The organism is Nocardia sp. NPDC059236 (assembly GCF_042754085.1).
GTDB lineage: Bacteria > Actinomycetota > Actinomycetes > Mycobacteriales > Mycobacteriaceae > Nocardia.
On sequence record NZ_JBHZAF010000018.1, the window covers coordinates 128,864 to 145,019 of the forward strand.

Sequence of the window (16,156 nt, forward strand, 5' to 3'; positions counted from 1 at the left end):
GGCCGGGCGCATGCCAGGGTGGAGGGTGTGAGTGTGCACTCGGCGGTGGACGTGATTCGGGCCAAGCGTGACGGCGGTGAACTCAGCGACGCGCAGATCGATTGGGTGGTGGACGCGTTCACGCGCGGAGAGGTGGCCGACGAGCAGATGTCGGCGCTGGCCATGGCCATCGTGTGGCGCGGCATGACGCGGCGCGAGACCGCGCGCTGGACCCGGGCCATGATCGACACCGGGAAGCGTTTGGACTTCACCGATCTGGGCCGCCCGACCGTCGACAAGCACTCCACCGGCGGGGTGGGGGACAAGATCACGCTGCCGCTGTCACCGCTGGTCGCGGCATGCGGGGCCGCGGTGCCGCAGCTGTCCGGGCGCGGATTGGGCCACACCGGAGGCACTCTCGACAAGCTGGAGGCCATTCCCGGCTGGCAGGCCGACATTCCGGTGGACCGCATGCGGAAACTGCTGTCGGATCCCGCAGTCGGGGCCGTGGTGTGCGCCGCCGGGGCCGACCTCGCGCCCGCCGACAAGCGGCTCTACGCGCTGCGTGATGTGACCGGGACCGTGGAATCCATCCCCCTGATCGCCAGCTCCATCATGAGCAAGAAGATCGCCGAGGGCACCGGGGCGCTGGTGCTGGACGTGAAGGTCGGGCGCGGGGCCTTCCTGAAACAGCTGGACCAGGCGCGCGAACTCGCCACCGCCATGGTCGAACTCGGCACCGACGCGGGCGTGCGGACGGTGGCGCTGCTCACCGCCATGGACACCCCGCTCGGCCATACCGCCGGAAACGCCCTGGAGGTCTGCGAATCCCTGGACGTGCTGGCGGGCGGCGGCCCCGCCGATGTCGTCGACCTCACCCTCGCCCTGGCACGGGAGATGCTGACGCAGGCCGGGATCACCGACATCGACCCGGCCGACGCCCTCGCCGACGGCCGCGCCATGGACCAGTGGCGAGCCATCGTCCGCGCCCAGGGCGGCGACCCGGACGCGCCGCTGCCGCAGGCCCGCCACGCCGAAACCCTGCGCGCCGACGGCGGGGGCACGTTGACCCGCCTCGACGCCCTCGATGTCGGGCTGGCCGCGTGGCGGCTGGGCGCCGGCCGGGCGCGGCAGGGCGACCCGGTCCAGGCCGGGGCGGGTATCGAAATGCACGCCAAGCCAGGCGATTCCATTGTTCCGGGGCAGCCGCTACTGACCCTGCACACCGATACTCCGGAGGCGTTCCCGGTCGCGCTCGAGATCCTGCGGGGCGCGTACACCATCTCCGCGACCGAGCCGGTGGAGCAGCAGCCGCTGATTCTGGGCCGCATCACCGCCTGACCCGGCCTAGCCTGGGATTGTGAAGCACAGAACCGATTTCCGAGGCCACGCCGCGGCGGCGGCCGCGCTGGGCGTGTTCGGCCTCGTCGCGCCGCTGGGCGCGGTGCTGCCCGCCGCGTGGTCGCCGACGCCGGTCGCGCAGGCCTCGCCCGCGGACAATATTCCCTCCGATTCCTCCGGAGACCATCAGCCGAACTCGCTCTCGCGCGGCGATGTCACGCCGCCTTCGACCGAGAAGAAGGCCAAACCGTCACCCGTCTACACCAGCTGTGAACAGGTGTGGGCGCAGGGCGGGGGCCCGATCTACCTGGGCCAGCCCGGGTATTCGGTGCTGCTCGATCCGGACGGGACCGGCGTCGCCTGCTCCCGCTAGGTGCTCGCCGGTGCCCGATAGGTGAAGGATTCGTACTGGCCAGCAACGTGACGGCAACGACATGCCGAACCGTGGGGTGAGTCCGGTCAACCGCCCTGCTGCAGCACGGAAATGCGGCTAACGTTGCTACATGACTGGACCGATGCCCCTCACTCTCGCTTCGATCCGCCAGGCTCCGAAGGCGGTCCTGCACGATCACCTCGACGGCGGGCTGCGGCCCGCGACCGTGCTGGAGCTGGCTCGCGCCTGCGGCTATGACCAGTTACCGGCAGGCGATGCCGCCGCGCTGGCGGACTGGTTCCGGGACGCGGCCGACAGCGGCTCGCTCGAGCGCTATCTGGAAACTTTCGCGCACACCGTCGCCGTCATGCAGACCCCCGAGGGCCTGCGCCGGGTGGCCCGCGAATGCGCCGAGGATCTCGCCGCCGACGGCGTCGTCTACGCCGAGGTGCGGTTCGCGCCCGAGCAGCACCTCGAGGCCGGGCTCACCCTCGACGAGGTGGTCGAGCACACCATCGCCGGATTCCGCGAGGGCGAGGCCCTGGCCGCGGCCGCCGGCACCCCGATCACCGTGGTCTGCCTGCTCACCGCCATGCGGCACGCGGCCCGCTCCCGCGAGATCGCCGAGCTCACCGTGCGCTGGCGCGACCGCGGCGTCGGCGGGTTCGACATCGCGGGCGCGGAGGCGGGCTATCCGCCCAGCCGCCACCTGGACGCCTTCGATTACATGCGGGCCAACCTGGCGCACTTCACGATTCACGCGGGCGAGGCCTTCGGGCTGCCGTCCATTCACGAGGCCGTCGCGTTCTGCGGCTGTGAGCGCCTCGGCCACGGTGTGCGCATCACCGACGACATCACCGATTCGGCCGACGGTCCCAGACTCGGCGTGGTCGCGAACTATGTGCGGGACATGCGAATCCCGCTCGAACTGTGTCCGTCCTCCAATGTGCAGACCGGCGCGGTGCCCTCGCTCGACAAGCACCCCTTCGATCTGCTGGCCCGCCTGCGCTTCCGCGTGACGGTCAATACCGACAACCGGTTGATGAGCGACACGACCATGAGCAAGGAGATGCTCAAGCTGTCGGAGACCTTCGGCTATGGCTGGAGCGATCTGGAACGCTTCACCATCAATGCCATGAAGTCGGCGTTCATCCCGTTCCCGGACCGCCTGCGCCTGATCGACGAGGTGATCAAGCCGGGCTACGCGGTGTTGCTGGGATAGGTTGTCCTGCAAAGTAATTCGGGCCGCACCCGGTGGTGCGGCCCGAATCGTGTCTCCGATCAGCCCTTCTGCAGGCGCCCCTCGAAGGCCGACTCCAGGACCTTCCAGGCATCCGCTTCCGCCGCGAACGGCGGGTTGGGGGCCATCCGGGTCGGGTCGGGGTTGAGCAGGTAGGAGACGTACCAGCCCAGCGGGGTGGACACGGCCAGGGCCGATTCGACCGAGTCGTCCTCGGCGTAATCGGCTGCGTCGGTGAACAATTCGACGGCCAGGTCGAGCTGGTCGGTGTCCACGGACTTGGGGCCGGCCGCCAGATCCTCGGCCAGGCCGGGCAGGACGTAGACGTTCTCCTCGTCGACCTCGACATCGAGGGAGCCGTCCACGGCGGCGGTCTGCACCTCGCCGTAGGTGCTCACCCGGGCCAGGTCGTGGTCGTGGTCGTCGGCCAGGTAGCGGGCCAGGGCGCGCTCGGAACCGAAGACCGTGATGTTGCCGTCCTTGCCCAGGAAGATGGGCTCGTCGTCGACGTAACAGCGCAGGGTGAAGACGGTGCCGTCGGAGGTGACGATCTTGACCGGGTCGATGCCGACCTCGTGCCAGAACGAGAGCTCCTCGTCCTCCTCGTCTTCGTCGTCCTCGTCCAGGTCGACTGCCTCGATCTCGTCGTCATCGCTCTCGGCCGCGTCCTCGGCGTCGACGATGTTCTCCTGCGCCGCAAGCAGTTCCGCCTCGGCGACCGAGACCGCGTCGGCGTCCACCTCCGGAATCGTCACCACCGAGTCGATGGCGTCGATGACCGCTTCCCAATCCTTGGCGATGGCCGCGCCGATCTGGTCCCACAGTTCCTCGCCCTCGCGCCCGGCGAAGGCGCCGACGCCGCCGGCCAGTGCGCCCAGCACCGGGTGCGAGCCGAAGAACTTGGTGACGGTGTCGAGTTCGCACACGTCGCCGATATTGCGGACCATCTCGAGGGTCTCCTCGAGCTCCGAGACCACCTCCGGGTCCGGGTCGTCGGCGGCCAGCTCGGGCACGCCGACCAGATCGAAGACGTACTGCTCCTCCGGCTCCAGTTCGGCCGCCGACAATCCGGCGATGATCTTCCAGGCCGGATGATCCACCAGATCGTTGTCAGAGTTGGTGCGAATGAACGCGGCCAGCTCCGCGACGGACTCGAATCCGTACAGGTCTTCCTCGTGACCGAGGAACGCCTGCCACTCATCGTCACCGTCTCGCCAGCGGGGTGCCCAGAGGGTGACAAGATCGCCTTTGGTCAGGCCGAGCGCGATCGGGACGATGTCTCCAGAAGCCATGACCGGAAGCCTATCCAGTCGCCGCGTCAGGCACTATCCGGGCCGCCCCCCAACATTTCTGGAGGCGTCTCCGCCGGACAGTGAGTCGTTCAATCCTGCAATGATTCGGGAGCGCCGCGCGGTCGCCTCGGCGGCCGCCCGCTGACACGTCCAGAGGATCAGCCGCGATACCTCGGCGGGAGCGCGCGAGGTCACCGACTCGGCCAGCCACAGCCCGGTCAGCGCGCCGTCGCCATCGACCTCGGCGGTCACCGAACCGTCCTCGGACGTGCAGCGGCCACGGATCCGGGACAGCCCGTGCAGCGTGGCCTCGAGTGCTTCCAGCTTGTCGTTGACGCCCTTGACCAGTGCATCCATTTCGGCGCTCATCGGTTCCGCAGCCAACTGGTCTGTCCGGTATCGGTGTCGTCGAGCCGGTCCAGCTCGTCCACCGCGGCCTGCCGGGTGGGCAGGCCCAGCCGGTCCAGCATCGCCTCCGGGACGCCGGCCTCGGCCAGCTGTTCGCGCCGCCGCGCCCGGGCCACGATCGCCGAGCGCTGGGTGAGCCGCAGCATCTCGGCGGCGAGAGCCGGTGCGCCGTACCGGTATTCAGCGCGCTCGAACCGGATCTCCACCGGCATGCCCTGATCGGTGGCGCGCACCGTCACCGTGCCGGATCGATTGGTGGCCGCGGCGACTGTCACCACCGGAACCTGTGGTCGCGTCATCCTGTCTCCCTTCGAAACGCCTGTTCGTGGCCCGAATGCCACAGCTGTGGGCCGGTAGTACCTAGGCGGTGGGCCGGTAGAAACCGAGGAATCGCATCCCGCTGTTCTCGGTCCGGATCGGCCCGACCTGAACCGGATCGCCCGCCTCCACCAATTGCCCGTTCCCGATCACCATCGCGACGTGGCCGTCCCAGACCGCAAGATCGCCGGGCATCAAGTCCCCTGGACCGACCCGCTGGTGCCCGTACCCCTGCTCCTGCGCCAGCCGCGGCAGCGAGACACCCGCCTGCGCATAGGCCCACTGGGTCAGACCGCTGCAGTCCATCCCTGCCCCGGGCGTCTCCCCACCCCACACATACGGCGTCCCCACCGCACTCAACGCATTCCGAACCGCATCCGCCGCCTGCTGATTCGGCGCTTCGACGGTGCTCCCATCCGGCAGCGTCACCCGTACCCCACCCCCTTGCGGCCGCGTAACCGTCGAATCATGGCCGCGATCAGGCGTCTTCGGCATCGTCACCGACGCCGGGCTGGTGTGCAGGCCGCCCGGCGAGAGCCCGGACCCGAGCAGCGTGTCCCCGGCCGCCGCGACCACGCCCCCGGCGGCCGCGAGGCTTGTCCCGGCCTGCGGCGCCACACTGTCCATCGGCACGCTCGCCGCCGGTACGACCACCGCATCGCCCGGTCCGGACGACCCGGGTGTCACCTGGCCGGACGCCGGGACAGGTAGCGCCAACTCCGCCATGAGCGCAGTCTCCGAATCCAGTTCGGCCCGCACCCGCTCGACCACCCGCATGGCCTGCCCGATGTGATCGATGGCCGACTCCACCAGGGCCGCGACCCCACCCACGGTGAACCCGGCCGCACCCATCGCCTCGACCTCCACCGTGAACGATCGCAGAATCTCCTCCACCTCCCGCCGCCCGGCGGCGACCTCCGCATCCGCCCGTTCCACGATCGCCGCCATGGCCCGCCCCCGCTCCGACGCCATGGCGGCCGAGGTCTGCACCCGCAGCGCCTCGTCCACGGCCGCATCACCGGCCCGCCCCCGCCACGCGTCGGACATCCGGTCGACACTCGCCCGGCTCTCGGCGTGAACCTGCTCCACAGCAGCCGACGTCTCCCGCAGCACCTCGGCGGCCCCGCCGGATCCGGACCCGAAGCTGCGCAGCAACTCGACGATCGGCTCCGCCAGCGCCCCGGCCGCCGGCTCCCCGCTCATCCGCCCACTCCCGCCCGAGTCCTCCCGCACTGCACCATCTTTCGATCCACGCCGCCGCATCGCCTTGCCGCCCAGCGGATCTCGGGTGCGGCTGTCACGGCTCCGCGCCGACGGTGCCCAGCGTCGCGGCGTACGCGCTGTCGTGGTCGGTGTAGGCGGCCGTGGCGGTGGCGATGGTGGCGCTCGTGGCGGCGAGGGCCGTCGAGACCTCGTCGAGAGTGGTCACGTGGGTGCCGTGCGTCGCGGCGTAGGCGGTGAGAAAGTCGGTGCCGATGAGGCCGAAGGCGGGCACGAGTAGTTCGGGGGCGGCGGTGGCGGCATGCGCGGCGGCGGCCGCGAGGTCTGCGGCGAGGACGGTGGTGGTCGTCGCATAGGCGGTGAGGCCGTCGGGATGGATCGAGAGGCGGTGCATGAATGCCCCCTTCATGCCGGTCGCGGGATGGATGTCTGCTGCACGGGGTTGGACGCGGGGCGGGGCCGGGCGGTTCCCGGGGCGGAAGAATTCCGGTGGGCGGGGATCGCGGACGGCGGTGCTGACCTATGGTTTTCGTATGCGCACACTCGTCGTGGACCATCCGCTCGCTGCCGCCTTGCTGACCACCATGCGAGATGCCCGGACGACCAATCCGACATTCCGGGCCGCGCTCCGGGACCTGACCGGGATTCTGGTCTATGAGGCCCTGCGGGACGCCCCGGTGGAGCGATTCCCGATCGCCACGCCGGTGGCCGCCGCGGAGGGGACGCGGCTGAATGCTCCGCCATTGCTGGTTCCGGTGCTGCGCGCGGGGCTGGGCATGGTGGAGACCGCGGAGAACCTGATTCCGGACGCCCGGATCGGGTTCGTCGGCCTGGCCCGCGACGAGGAGACGCATCAGCCGACCCCGTACATGGAGTCGCTACCCGACGACCTGTCCGGCACCCCGGTCATGGTGCTCGACCCCATGCTCGCCACCGGCGGCTCCATGGTCTACACCCTGGACCTGCTGGCCACCCGCAATGCTCGCGACATCACCGTGCTGTGCGTGGTCGCCGCACCGGAAGGCATTGCCGCCCTGGAGAAATCGGGTCACCCCGTGAGCCTGGTCACCGCCTCGGTGGACCGCGGACTCAACTCCGACGCCTACATCGTCCCCGGTCTCGGCGACGCCGGCGACCGCCAATTCGGCCCGCGCTGAACCACTCCCGGGCTCAGAGCTTCTCGCAGAACATCCGGATCTCGGAGAGCCGCTGCGCCGCAGCGGCCTTGGCTTCTGCGAGCCCGTCCCGATCGGTCACGGGCACGAACGTCTCCAGATAGCACTTGAGCTTCGGCTCGGTACCTGACGGCCGGACCACCACGCGTAGCGTCGGGCCCTCGAAAACCAGTGCGTCGGTACGCATCTGCCCGCGCAGCCGCGCCATATCGGTGCAGCTCACCGCTTCCCCGGCGATCTCGGTCGGTGGGATCTCACGCAGCCGGGCCACCACGGCCGCAGCCTCGCTCACATCCGGCAGTCGCAGCGACACCTGATCCCCTGCGTGCACACCGAATTCGACCGCGAAGTCGTCGAGGACGTCGAACAGCGTCCGCCCCTCCGCCTTCACCTGTGCCACCAGATCCGCCGCGACGACCGCCGCGGAGATACCGTCCTTGTCGCGGACCGCGGCCGGGTCCACGCAGTGGCCGATCGCCTCCTCGTACGCGTACACCAGGCCCGCACCCGCCCGGGCCAGCCATTTGAACCCGGTCAGCGTCTCCGCGTACCGCGCCCCGCGCGCCGGAGCCAGCTTGCTCAACAGCCGCGACGACACGATGGTCGTGGCCACCAGGGAGTCCGGCGCGGCCGTCCGCAGCACGAAATCGCCCAGCAGCACCCCGGTTTCGTCGCCGCGCAGCATCCGCCACCCGTGCGGCCCCCGCACCCCGAGTGCGCACCGATCCGCATCCGGATCGAGCGCGATGGCGATGTCCGCGTCCAGCCGATCGGCCAGCCCCAGCAGCAGATCCGCCGCCCCCGGCTCCTCGGGATTCGGAAACGCCACCGTCGGAAAATCCGGATCCGGCGCGAACTGCTCGGTGACCACCAGCACGTCGCCGAACCCCGCACCCCGGAGCGCGGCCACCGCCAACTCCCCGCCGACCCCGTGCATGGCGGTCAGCGCAATTCGAATCTCACTGCGTCGCCGGGTCGCGGACTCGCCGCCGATCAGGCTGGGCAGCAGGGTGACTCGGGCCAGATAGCGGCGGACGATCTCCTCGCCCAGCTCTTCCGCGGGAGTGCCTGCAGGCAGTCCGAGAATGCTCGGGTCCGGGGCGGCCGGTCCGGGATCGGTGCGGGGGATGTGCCCGGTGACGGCGTCGATGCAGCGCTCGATCTCGGCGTCGGCGGGTGGGATGAGCTGGGAGCCGCCGTCGAGGTAGACCTTGTAGCCATTGTCGGTGGCGGGGTTGTGGGAGGCGGTTATCTGCACTCCGGCAACGGCTTTCAGTTCGCGGACCGCGAAGGCCACCACCGGTGTCGGCAGCGGGCGGGGGAGGGTCAGCACCGAGAAACCAGCCGCCGCAAAGACTTCCGCCGTCGCGGCGGCGAATTCGGCGGAGCCGTGCCGGGCGTCGCGGCCCACGATCACCAGTCCGCCGCCCAGGCAGCGGTCGCGCAGCCAGGCGGCGATCCCGGCGGAGGCCCGCGAGACGGTGTCCACGTTCATGCCGTCCGGGCCGTCCTGGAGCGGACCGCGCAGCCCGGCGGTTCCGAAGCGCAGCATCCCCGCGCGCCTAGAGGCGTTCCAGCACGCCGCGCAGCAGCTTGCCCAATCGCGGTGCGGCGGCGTGGCCTTCGGCCAGCACCTCGGCGTGCGAGAGGTGCGCGCCGGTGACCCCGGCGGCCAGGTTGGTGACCAGCGAGATGCCGAGCACCTTGGCCCCGCCCTCGCGGCAGGCGATGGCCTCCAGCACGGTGGACATGCCGACGAGGTCGGCGCCCATGGTGCGCAGCATGCGGATCTCGGCGGGGGTCTCGTACTGCGGCCCGGTCAGGCCCGCGTACACGCCCTCGGTCAGGCCGGGCTCGATTTCCTTTGCCAGCGCCCGCAATTCGGGATCCCAGGCGTCGACCAGGTCGACGAAATTCGCGCCCTCGATGGGGGTGCGCCCGGTCAGGTTGATGTGGTCGGAGATGAGCACCGCCTCGCCGACCGACAGCCCGTCGCGAATCCCGCCCGCCGCATTGGTGAGCAGCACGGTCTGCGCGCCCGCGGCCAGTGCGGTGCGCACATTGTGCACGACCTGGCCGGGCGCGTGGCCCTCGTAGAGATGCTGGCGCCCCATGAGTAGCAGCACCGGCGCGTCACCGACCGTGACGGAATGAATGGTGCCCTGATGCCCCTGGGCGGTGGGCGATCCGAATCCCGGCACCTCGGCCATCGGAATGGAGGCGGCCGGTTCGCCGATCTCGGCGGCAGCTTCCTGCCAGCCGGACCCCAGCACCACGGCAATCCGGTGCTGCTGCACTCCCGTTCGTTGCGCAATGGCTTCGGCGGCTAGTTCGGAAACCCCGCCCATGGCCTTCTCGGCTAGCATGTCGCCCACCCTAGTACCAGGTGATCTCGCACGCCCCGGGTGTGCCCGCGACCTGCCGTTTTCATCCCCTTTGTCCTTCTCGTTCGTGTCCTGCCGGTAATCGCTACCCGTCGGTAGGTATCGCGTCGCGCCCCCGCTACGCTGCACGCATGCCGTATTTGAAGCGTGATGGGGATGTGTTCGTGCTGTACCTCGGGACCGAGGGACAGGCCATCGACAACGAGAACCGCTTCCACCCCGACTGGATCACCGAGGTCCACGCGCTGCTCGACGAGGTCGAGGCGTCCGAGGGCCCGGCCGCCCTGGTGGTCACCGCCGACGGCAAGTTCTTCTCCAACGGCCTCGACACCGACTGGCTGTTCGGCAACTTCGACAAGAACTGCTGGTACCTCGACCGCGTGCACTCGCTCTACAGCCGCCTGCTGGCCTTCGGCCTGCCCACGGTCGCCGCGGTGAACGGCCACGCCTTCGGCGCCGGCGCCATGCTCGCCACCTCCTGCGACTTCCGGGTCATGCGCGCCGACCGCGGCTTCTGGTGCCTGCCCGAGGTGCACCTGGGCATGCCGTTCACCGTCGCCATGAACGCGCTGCTGACCAATCGCCTGGTCAATCAGGTCGCGGTGGAGGCCATGACCACCGGCCGCCGCTACGGCGCCGATGACGCCATCGCCGCCGGCATCGTGGACGCCAAGGCGGATGCGGATGTGTTGCTCGCCACCGCGGTCGCGCGGGCCGACATGCTCAAGGGCAACCGCAAGCCGAACCTGCCGGTCATCAAACGCGCGCTACACCAGCAGGCGCTGGCCGGGCTGGCCGTGGAGACGACCCCGGAGAACCTGGCCTTCAACCCGTAAGGGTCCGTTCCTTCTGCTTTGCAGGGGTTCGAGGGCTTGCCCTCGAACCCCTGATTGCTGAGCGTGCCGCGATGATTTCTGCGCGTCCCGCACTCTGCCGGAGATTTTCCGGCTTACCTGCTGCGACAGAGTTGCGCGGCAGTGCGAGACTGTTGGAATGTCACCATCGCGCAACGGCGATGACCGGAGATCCTGCGTACCGATCGGTCGGCACGACTCGTCCGTGCCGTCCTCGAATGCTGCCGTGGCATCGGCGGATCCGGCCCTGCTCGCCGCGGCCGATGCGGCCGTCGCCGGGTACCGCGATCAGCTGATCGCACTCTCCCACGACATTCATGCGGAACCCGAGCTGGCCTTCGAGGAATTCCGCAGCGTCGCAAAGACAATCGAGCCGTTGCGGGAACGCGGATTTCGCATCGAATCCGGCGTGGCGGAACTGCCGACCGCATTCACCGCCGAATACGGCAGCGGAGACCTGGTCGTCGGCATTTGTGCCGAATATGACGCCCTCCCCGAAATCGGCCACGCCTGCGGCCACAACATCATCGCCGCCGCCGGGGTCGGCGCGGCGCTGGGCCTGGCCGCGGTCGCGGACGCCTGCGGCATCACGGTGAAGGTACTGGGCACGCCCGCCGAGGAGTCCGGCGGTGGCAAGGTGCTCATGCTCGAGCGCGGCGTCTTCGACGATGTCGCCATGGTCATGATGGTGCACCCGGGCCCGGAGGATATCGCCGGTGCGCATTCGCTGGCCCTCGCCGATTTGTCGGTGGTTTTCCACGGCCGGGAATCGCATGCCAGCGCCGCGCCGCAGTACGGGCGAAATGCCCTCGATGCCGTTACCGTCGCGCAAGTTGCTCTAGGTTTGCTACGGCAACATCTCCTGCCCGGACAACAACTCCACGGTATAGTCGGATCGGGCGGCGTCGCCCCGAATATCGTGCCCGGACACGCGGAGCTGCTGTACTACCTACGTGCGGTCGACTCCGCGACCCTCGATGATCTGATGCAACGAGCATCAGCATGTTTCGAGGCAGGTGCCCTGGCGACCGGGTGCACACATGAAATCCGGAAGCTTGCGCCGACATACACCGAGCTCACTCCCGATAGCGCACTACTGTGCGCCTATCGCGAGCAGATCACCGCACTCGGCCGCGAGCCGATCGCCCCGGAATTCGAGGCGGCACGGCCGCTGGGCAGCACCGATATGGGCAATGTCACCAATGTCATCGCCGGTATCCACCCGGTCATCGGCATCGATGCAGGCGGTGCGGTGACCCACCAGCCCGCGTTCGCGGCTGCCGCCGTGAACGCGTCGGCCGATCGCGCCGTCCTGGACGGGGCAACGGCACTGGCTCGCACCGCGATACACATCGCAGGTGACAAATTGCACAGGGACAGGTTGTCGGAACGAGTCATACAACGGCAGTTTCAGCGACAGGAGGACATTCGGTGAGCACAACCGGCCGGTCCGCGGCGCGCGTCAACGGACCACTGGCGGCGTCGTGCGTGAACAACACGCAGACGCCGGCCGGCGCCGCGATGGAATCGGCGACCGGGCACGAGGTAGTGGAGTCGTGGCTCGCGGAGCACACGGACGACCTCACGACGTGGCGTCGCCATATCCACGCCAACCCGGAGCTGTCCCGGACCGAGTTCGGTACCACCGAATTCGTGGAGTCATGGCTGGTCAAGGCCGGGCTCGAGCCGCGCAAGCTACCGAGCGGCACCGGCCTGATCTGTGACATCGGCCCCGACGGCCCGCGTATCGGCCTGCGCGCCGACATGGACGCGTTGCCGCTGCAGGAGTACACCGGGCTGCCGTTCGCCTCCAGCGTGCCGGGCGTCTCACACGCCTGCGGGCACGACGCGCACACCGCGATTCTGCTCGGCACCGCGCTGGCGCTGTCCGAGATCGAGGACCTGCCGGTCGGCGTGCGGCTGGTGTTCCAGCACGCCGAGGAGGTCATGCCCGGCGGCGCCGTCGACATGGTCGCCGCCGGCGCCATGGAGGACGTCTCGCGCATGTTCGCGCTGCACTGCGACCCGCGGCTGGAGGTGGGCCGGGTCGGCATCCGGGTCGGTCCGATCACCTCGGCCGCCGACACCGTGGAGCTGGTGCTGGACTCGCCCGGCGGCCACACCTCCCGCCCGCACCTGACCAGCGACCTGGTCTACGCCATCGGCACGGTCATCACCGGCCTGCCCGGCCTGCTCTCCCGCCGCATCGACCCGCGCACCAGCACGGTCATGGTGTGGGGCGCGGTGTCGGCGGGCAAGGCGCCCAATGCGATTCCGCAGACCGGCATGCTCACCGGCACCGTCCGCACCGGCGATCACGCCACCTGGTCGCTGCTCGAGCCCATGGTCCGCGAGATCGTCGAGGGCCTGCTGGCCCCCACCGGCGTCCGCTACCAGCTCAACTACAAGCGCGGCGTGCCGCCGGTGGTCAACGACGAGCAGGCCGTGCGCATGTTCGAGGACGCCATCCGCGGTCTCGACCCCGACGCCCTCGCCGACACCCCGCAGTCCGGCGGCGGCGAGGACTTCTCCTGGTATCTGGAGGAGGTGCCCGGCGCCATGGCCCGCCTCGGCGTCTGGTCCGGTCAGGGCGAGCAACTCGACCTGCACCAGCCCACCTTCGACCTCGACGAGCGCGCCCTCGCCGCCGGAGTCCGGGTCTTCACCAACATCGTGCTGAACGCCCGCTGACCAACGACAACGAGGCCGGGCCGCACTGAACAGTGCGGCCCGGCTTCACGTTTCGGGCAACCACTTCGCCTTGCCGGCGGGAACTACTTGGCCTTGTTGGCGGGAACTACTTCGCCTTGTTGGCGATGTCGCCCCATGCGTGCCAGCGGTCGATCTCGATCCAGGCGGAGACGCGCTTCTGGTCGCGGACGGCATAGTCGCTGCCGATGTAGTGCTGGGCGATGCGGTCGATGACCGAGGAGTCGGGGTCGTTCTCCAGGGAGACGATGCGGCCCTGGATGCTCACGTGGCTGTACCAGTTGTCGCCGTCTAGGACGGTGAGGCTGATGCGGGGATCCTCGCGCAGGTAGTCCAGGCGCTTGCGGAAGTCGGCCAGGTTCACCAGGATTCGGCCGTTCTCGTACAGATACCAGGTGGCGACCGAAACCGGCTGGCCGTCCGGGCGATTCGAGGCGAAGATCGCCGGGTTGGGGCGGGACAGGAATTCGGCGATCGGGGCGGGCGCGGGGGTGGCGGGCATCGGCTTCTCTTTCGACGGTTCGAAGATCGTTTCCGGTTCCCGTAACAGCGGCGCCGCGCCGAATCTTCCGGCCCGGCCTCGCTGGTCCGTCCGCACCGAGTCCGATGCGCCGCGCGTGCTACAGCCCGAAGGTGCCGGGGCCGACGTTCTTGCTGTTGCGGGTGCGTAGCGCGTGTGTGTAATCGTTTGGCGCACCGGCCTTCTCGGCGGCATCGGCGATGACGCCCAGGTAGCGCGCGGAGGGTAGCCCGCCCTCGTAGGCATCCAGGACGTAGAGCCAGGCCAGCACCGGCTCGTTGCCGGTCCCCGCGTTCGTGGTGACGCGCAGGCGGATCTTCTTGTGGATGCCGAAGTCCGAGCCCTCCCAGCGGTCGAGGCTCAGCTCGTCCTCACTGGGAACGTCGTAGAGCACCACGAAGACCCGTTGCCCGGCCTCTTCGACCACCGTCGCCAGCGGTCCCTCCCAGCCGATGTCGTCCCCGGCGAAGGTGAGGCGCCACCCCTCCAGCCAGCCGGTTCCATACACGGGGGAGTGCGGACAGCGCTTGAGCATCTGCTCGGGATCCATGTTGGACCCGTAGGCGGCGTAAATCGGCACGGTAGAAGCCTATCGAACAAACCCGCAAGACCATCCCCGATCCCGATCACAAGGCGGTTCGCACGGGCCCGATCGATTGCCAAGGAGTCGCCAAAAGGACTCGTCCGCCCCGCTCGGAGCCGGTTCTGCCTGGGGTGACGGCGAGTTCGCGCGCCCCCGTCATGACACGCCGCCTCCCCGAATGGAATGCGCCACAGTGCGAAAATTGTCCGGAGATGCGGTTAAAGCTGTAGGTAGCTGCGGGGATAACGTTAGAGACCGGCACCGGAGATCCCGGGCGCCGACCTGAAAGCGGAGGAACAATGACCCGCATTGCGATCATCGGTGGCGGCCCCGCCGGATATGAAGCGGCGCTGGTGGCGGCACAGCACGGGGCGCCGGTCACGCTGATCGACAGTGACGGCATCGGCGGCGCGTGCGTGCTGTGGGATTGCGTGCCGTCCAAGACCTTCATCGCCTCCACTGGCGTGCGCACCGATCTGCGCCGCGCCCGTGACCTGGGCATCACCGTGCATCCCTCGCAGGCGCAGGTGCGCCTGGCCGAGGTGAACTCCCGCGTCAAGGCGCTCGCGCAGGCCCAGTCCTCCGATATCCGCGCCAAGCTGCAGACCGCCGGCGTGACCGTGCTGTCCGGCTACGGCGAGCTCATCGACCAGGCCCCGGGTCTGGCCACCCACCTGGTCAAGGCCACCCTCGCCGATGGCCAGGAGCGGGTGATCGAGGCCGAGGTGGTGCTCATCGCCACCGGCGCCAGCCCGCGCGTGCTGCCCGGCGCGGAACCGGACGGTGAGCGAATCCTGAACTGGCGTCAGCTCTACGACCTCAAGGAGCTGCCCGAGACCCTGGTGGTCGTCGGGTCCGGTGTGACCGGCGCCGAATTCGTCTCCGCATATACCGAGATGGGCGTGCAGGTGAAACTCGTCTCGAGCCGCGACCGCGTGCTGCCCGGCGAGGATGCCGACGCCGCCCTGGTGCTGGAGGATGCGCTGGCCGAGCGCGGTGTGGAGCTGGTCAAGCACGCCCGCGCCGACGCGGTGGAGCGCACCGCCGAGGGCATCGTGGTGAAGCTGTCCGACGGCCGCAATATCAGCGGCACCCACGCGCTGATGACCGTCGGTTCCATTCCGAACACCAACGGGCTGGGCCTGGCACGGCTCGGGATCGAGCTGGACAAGGGCGGATACCTGCGGGTGGACCGGGTTTCGCGGACCACCGCGCCCGGCGTCTACGCGGCCGGCGACTGCACCGGCCTGCTGCCGCTGGCCTCGGTGGCCGCCATGCAGGGCCGCATCGCCATGTACCACGCGCTGGGTGAGGGCGTGCAGCCGATTCGCCTGAAGACCGTTGCCTCCGCCGTGTTCACGCGCCCGGAGATCGCGACCGTCGGCGTCTCGCAGACCGCCATCGACAATGGCGAGGTTCCGGCCCGCACGGTCATGCTGCCCCTGAACACCAACCCGCGCGCCAAGATGTCGGGCCTGCGACGGGGTTTCGTGAAGATCTTCTGCCGCCCGGCCACCGGCGTGGTGATCGGTGGTGTCGTCGTGGCCCCTATCGCCTCGGAACTGATCTTGCCGATCGCGCTGGCCGTGCAGAACAACCTCACGGTGAACGATCTGGCGCAGACGTTTTCGGTGTATCCGTCGCTCACCGGATCGGTCACCGAGGCCGCGCGTCAGCTCATGCGGCACGACGATCTGGACTAGCCGCAACACGTTTCGGACCCCTTTGTTACCCGCCCGTCTTGCTGCCTTGTCTCCCT

17 protein-coding genes are annotated in these 16,156 nt (G+C 69.3%); 8 read left to right on the forward strand and 9 right to left on the reverse strand.

Annotation, left to right across the window (positions count from 1 at the left end; translation table 11 throughout):
• Positions 1–33: 33 nt before the first annotated feature.
• From ACFXIV_RS36105 to ACFXIV_RS36115, 3 genes are all read left to right on the forward strand, one after another.
• Complete coding sequence (locus tag ACFXIV_RS36105) at positions 34–1,320, forward strand: thymidine phosphorylase (protein WP_379394970.1); 1,287 nt, start codon at positions 34–36, stop codon at positions 1,318–1,320.
• Positions 1,321–1,339: 19 nt separating this feature from the next.
• Positions 1,340–1,693, forward strand: a complete 354-nt coding sequence (locus ACFXIV_RS36110) for an excalibur calcium-binding domain-containing protein (RefSeq protein WP_379394857.1) — start codon at positions 1,340–1,342, stop codon at positions 1,691–1,693.
• 130 nt (positions 1,694–1,823) lie between these two features.
• Entirely contained in the window at positions 1,824–2,915 is a 1,092-nt protein-coding gene (locus ACFXIV_RS36115) for an adenosine deaminase (protein ID WP_379394859.1), read from the forward strand.
• Positions 2,916–2,974: 59 nt separating this feature from the next.
• On the opposite strand, the gene ACFXIV_RS36120 is transcribed toward ACFXIV_RS36115, so the two are convergent.
• The 5 genes from ACFXIV_RS36120 to ACFXIV_RS36140 all read right to left on the reverse strand — a co-directional run bounded on the left by ACFXIV_RS36120 (position 2,975) and on the right by ACFXIV_RS36140 (position 6,566).
• Positions 2,975–4,225, reverse strand: coding sequence for a primosomal protein (locus tag ACFXIV_RS36120; RefSeq protein WP_379394861.1), 1,251 nt, complete (start codon positions 4,223–4,225; stop codon positions 2,975–2,977).
• A 33-nt stretch (positions 4,226–4,258) separates the two neighbouring features.
• Positions 4,259–4,582, reverse strand: a complete 324-nt coding sequence (locus ACFXIV_RS36125) for a YbaB/EbfC family nucleoid-associated protein (protein ID WP_379394863.1) — start codon at positions 4,580–4,582, stop codon at positions 4,259–4,261.
• An 8-nt stretch (positions 4,583–4,590) separates the two neighbouring features.
• A complete protein-coding gene (locus tag ACFXIV_RS36130; RefSeq protein ID WP_379394865.1) occupies positions 4,591–4,932 on the reverse strand; it encodes a hypothetical protein in 342 nt (113 codons plus the stop codon).
• Positions 4,933–4,993: 61 nt separating this feature from the next.
• A complete protein-coding gene (locus ACFXIV_RS36135) occupies positions 4,994–6,154 on the reverse strand; it encodes an NlpC/P60 family protein (protein ID WP_379394867.1) in 1,161 nt (386 codons plus the stop codon).
• Positions 6,155–6,248: 94 nt separating this feature from the next.
• Positions 6,249–6,566, reverse strand: a complete 318-nt coding sequence (locus ACFXIV_RS36140; protein WP_379394869.1) for a type VII secretion target — start codon at positions 6,564–6,566, stop codon at positions 6,249–6,251.
• 139 nt (positions 6,567–6,705) lie between these two features.
• Here ACFXIV_RS36140 and upp point away from each other — a divergent pair, with 139 nt between their 5' ends.
• Entirely contained in the window at positions 6,706–7,329 is a 624-nt protein-coding gene (upp, locus tag ACFXIV_RS36145) for a uracil phosphoribosyltransferase (protein ID WP_379394871.1), read from the forward strand.
• A gap of 13 nt (positions 7,330–7,342) precedes the next feature.
• Here upp and ACFXIV_RS36150 read toward each other — a convergent pair whose 3' ends face one another.
• Together ACFXIV_RS36150 and ACFXIV_RS36155 are read right to left on the reverse strand one after the other, a co-directional pair.
• The gene (locus tag ACFXIV_RS36150; RefSeq protein ID WP_379394873.1) at positions 7,343–8,899 is read right to left on the reverse strand and encodes a phospho-sugar mutase; all 1,557 of its coding nucleotides are present in this window, start codon (positions 8,897–8,899) and stop codon (positions 7,343–7,345) included.
• A gap of 10 nt (positions 8,900–8,909) precedes the next feature.
• Entirely contained in the window at positions 8,910–9,713 is an 804-nt protein-coding gene (locus ACFXIV_RS36155; protein WP_379394875.1) for a purine-nucleoside phosphorylase, read from the reverse strand.
• 149 nt (positions 9,714–9,862) lie between these two features.
• On the opposite strand from ACFXIV_RS36155, the gene ACFXIV_RS36160 reads away from it, so the two are divergent.
• From ACFXIV_RS36160 to ACFXIV_RS36170, 3 genes are all read left to right on the forward strand, one after another.
• Positions 9,863–10,567 carry an enoyl-CoA hydratase/isomerase family protein gene (locus ACFXIV_RS36160; protein ID WP_354830166.1) on the forward strand — a complete coding sequence of 235 codons (705 nt, stop codon included), beginning with the start codon at positions 9,863–9,865 and terminating at the stop codon, positions 10,565–10,567.
• A 265-nt stretch (positions 10,568–10,832) separates the two neighbouring features.
• Positions 10,833–12,020 carry a M20 family metallopeptidase gene (locus ACFXIV_RS36165; protein WP_379394972.1) on the forward strand — a complete coding sequence of 396 codons (1,188 nt, stop codon included), beginning with the start codon at positions 10,833–10,835 and terminating at the stop codon, positions 12,018–12,020.
• Between the two features lie 86 nt (positions 12,021–12,106).
• Positions 12,107–13,276: a M20 family metallopeptidase gene (locus tag ACFXIV_RS36170; protein ID WP_379394974.1), complete on the forward strand. Its 1,170-nt coding sequence runs from the start codon at positions 12,107–12,109 to the stop codon at positions 13,274–13,276.
• Positions 13,277–13,382: 106 nt separating this feature from the next.
• On the opposite strand, the gene ACFXIV_RS36175 is transcribed toward ACFXIV_RS36170, so the two are convergent.
• Both ACFXIV_RS36175 and ACFXIV_RS36180 read right to left on the reverse strand, forming a co-directional pair.
• Positions 13,383–13,796, reverse strand: coding sequence for a PPOX class F420-dependent oxidoreductase (locus ACFXIV_RS36175; protein WP_379394877.1), 414 nt, complete (start codon positions 13,794–13,796; stop codon positions 13,383–13,385).
• A gap of 118 nt (positions 13,797–13,914) precedes the next feature.
• On the reverse strand, positions 13,915–14,394 hold the full coding sequence (locus ACFXIV_RS36180; protein WP_379394879.1) for a gamma-glutamylcyclotransferase: 480 nt from the start codon (positions 14,392–14,394) through the stop codon (positions 13,915–13,917).
• Positions 14,395–14,696: 302 nt separating this feature from the next.
• Here ACFXIV_RS36180 and ACFXIV_RS36185 point away from each other — a divergent pair, with 302 nt between their 5' ends.
• Positions 14,697–16,100 (forward strand): NAD(P)H-quinone dehydrogenase, encoded by a 1,404-nt coding sequence (locus ACFXIV_RS36185; RefSeq protein WP_379394881.1) that lies wholly within the window; start codon positions 14,697–14,699, stop codon positions 16,098–16,100.
• The last annotated feature ends 56 nt before the right edge of the window (positions 16,101–16,156 follow it).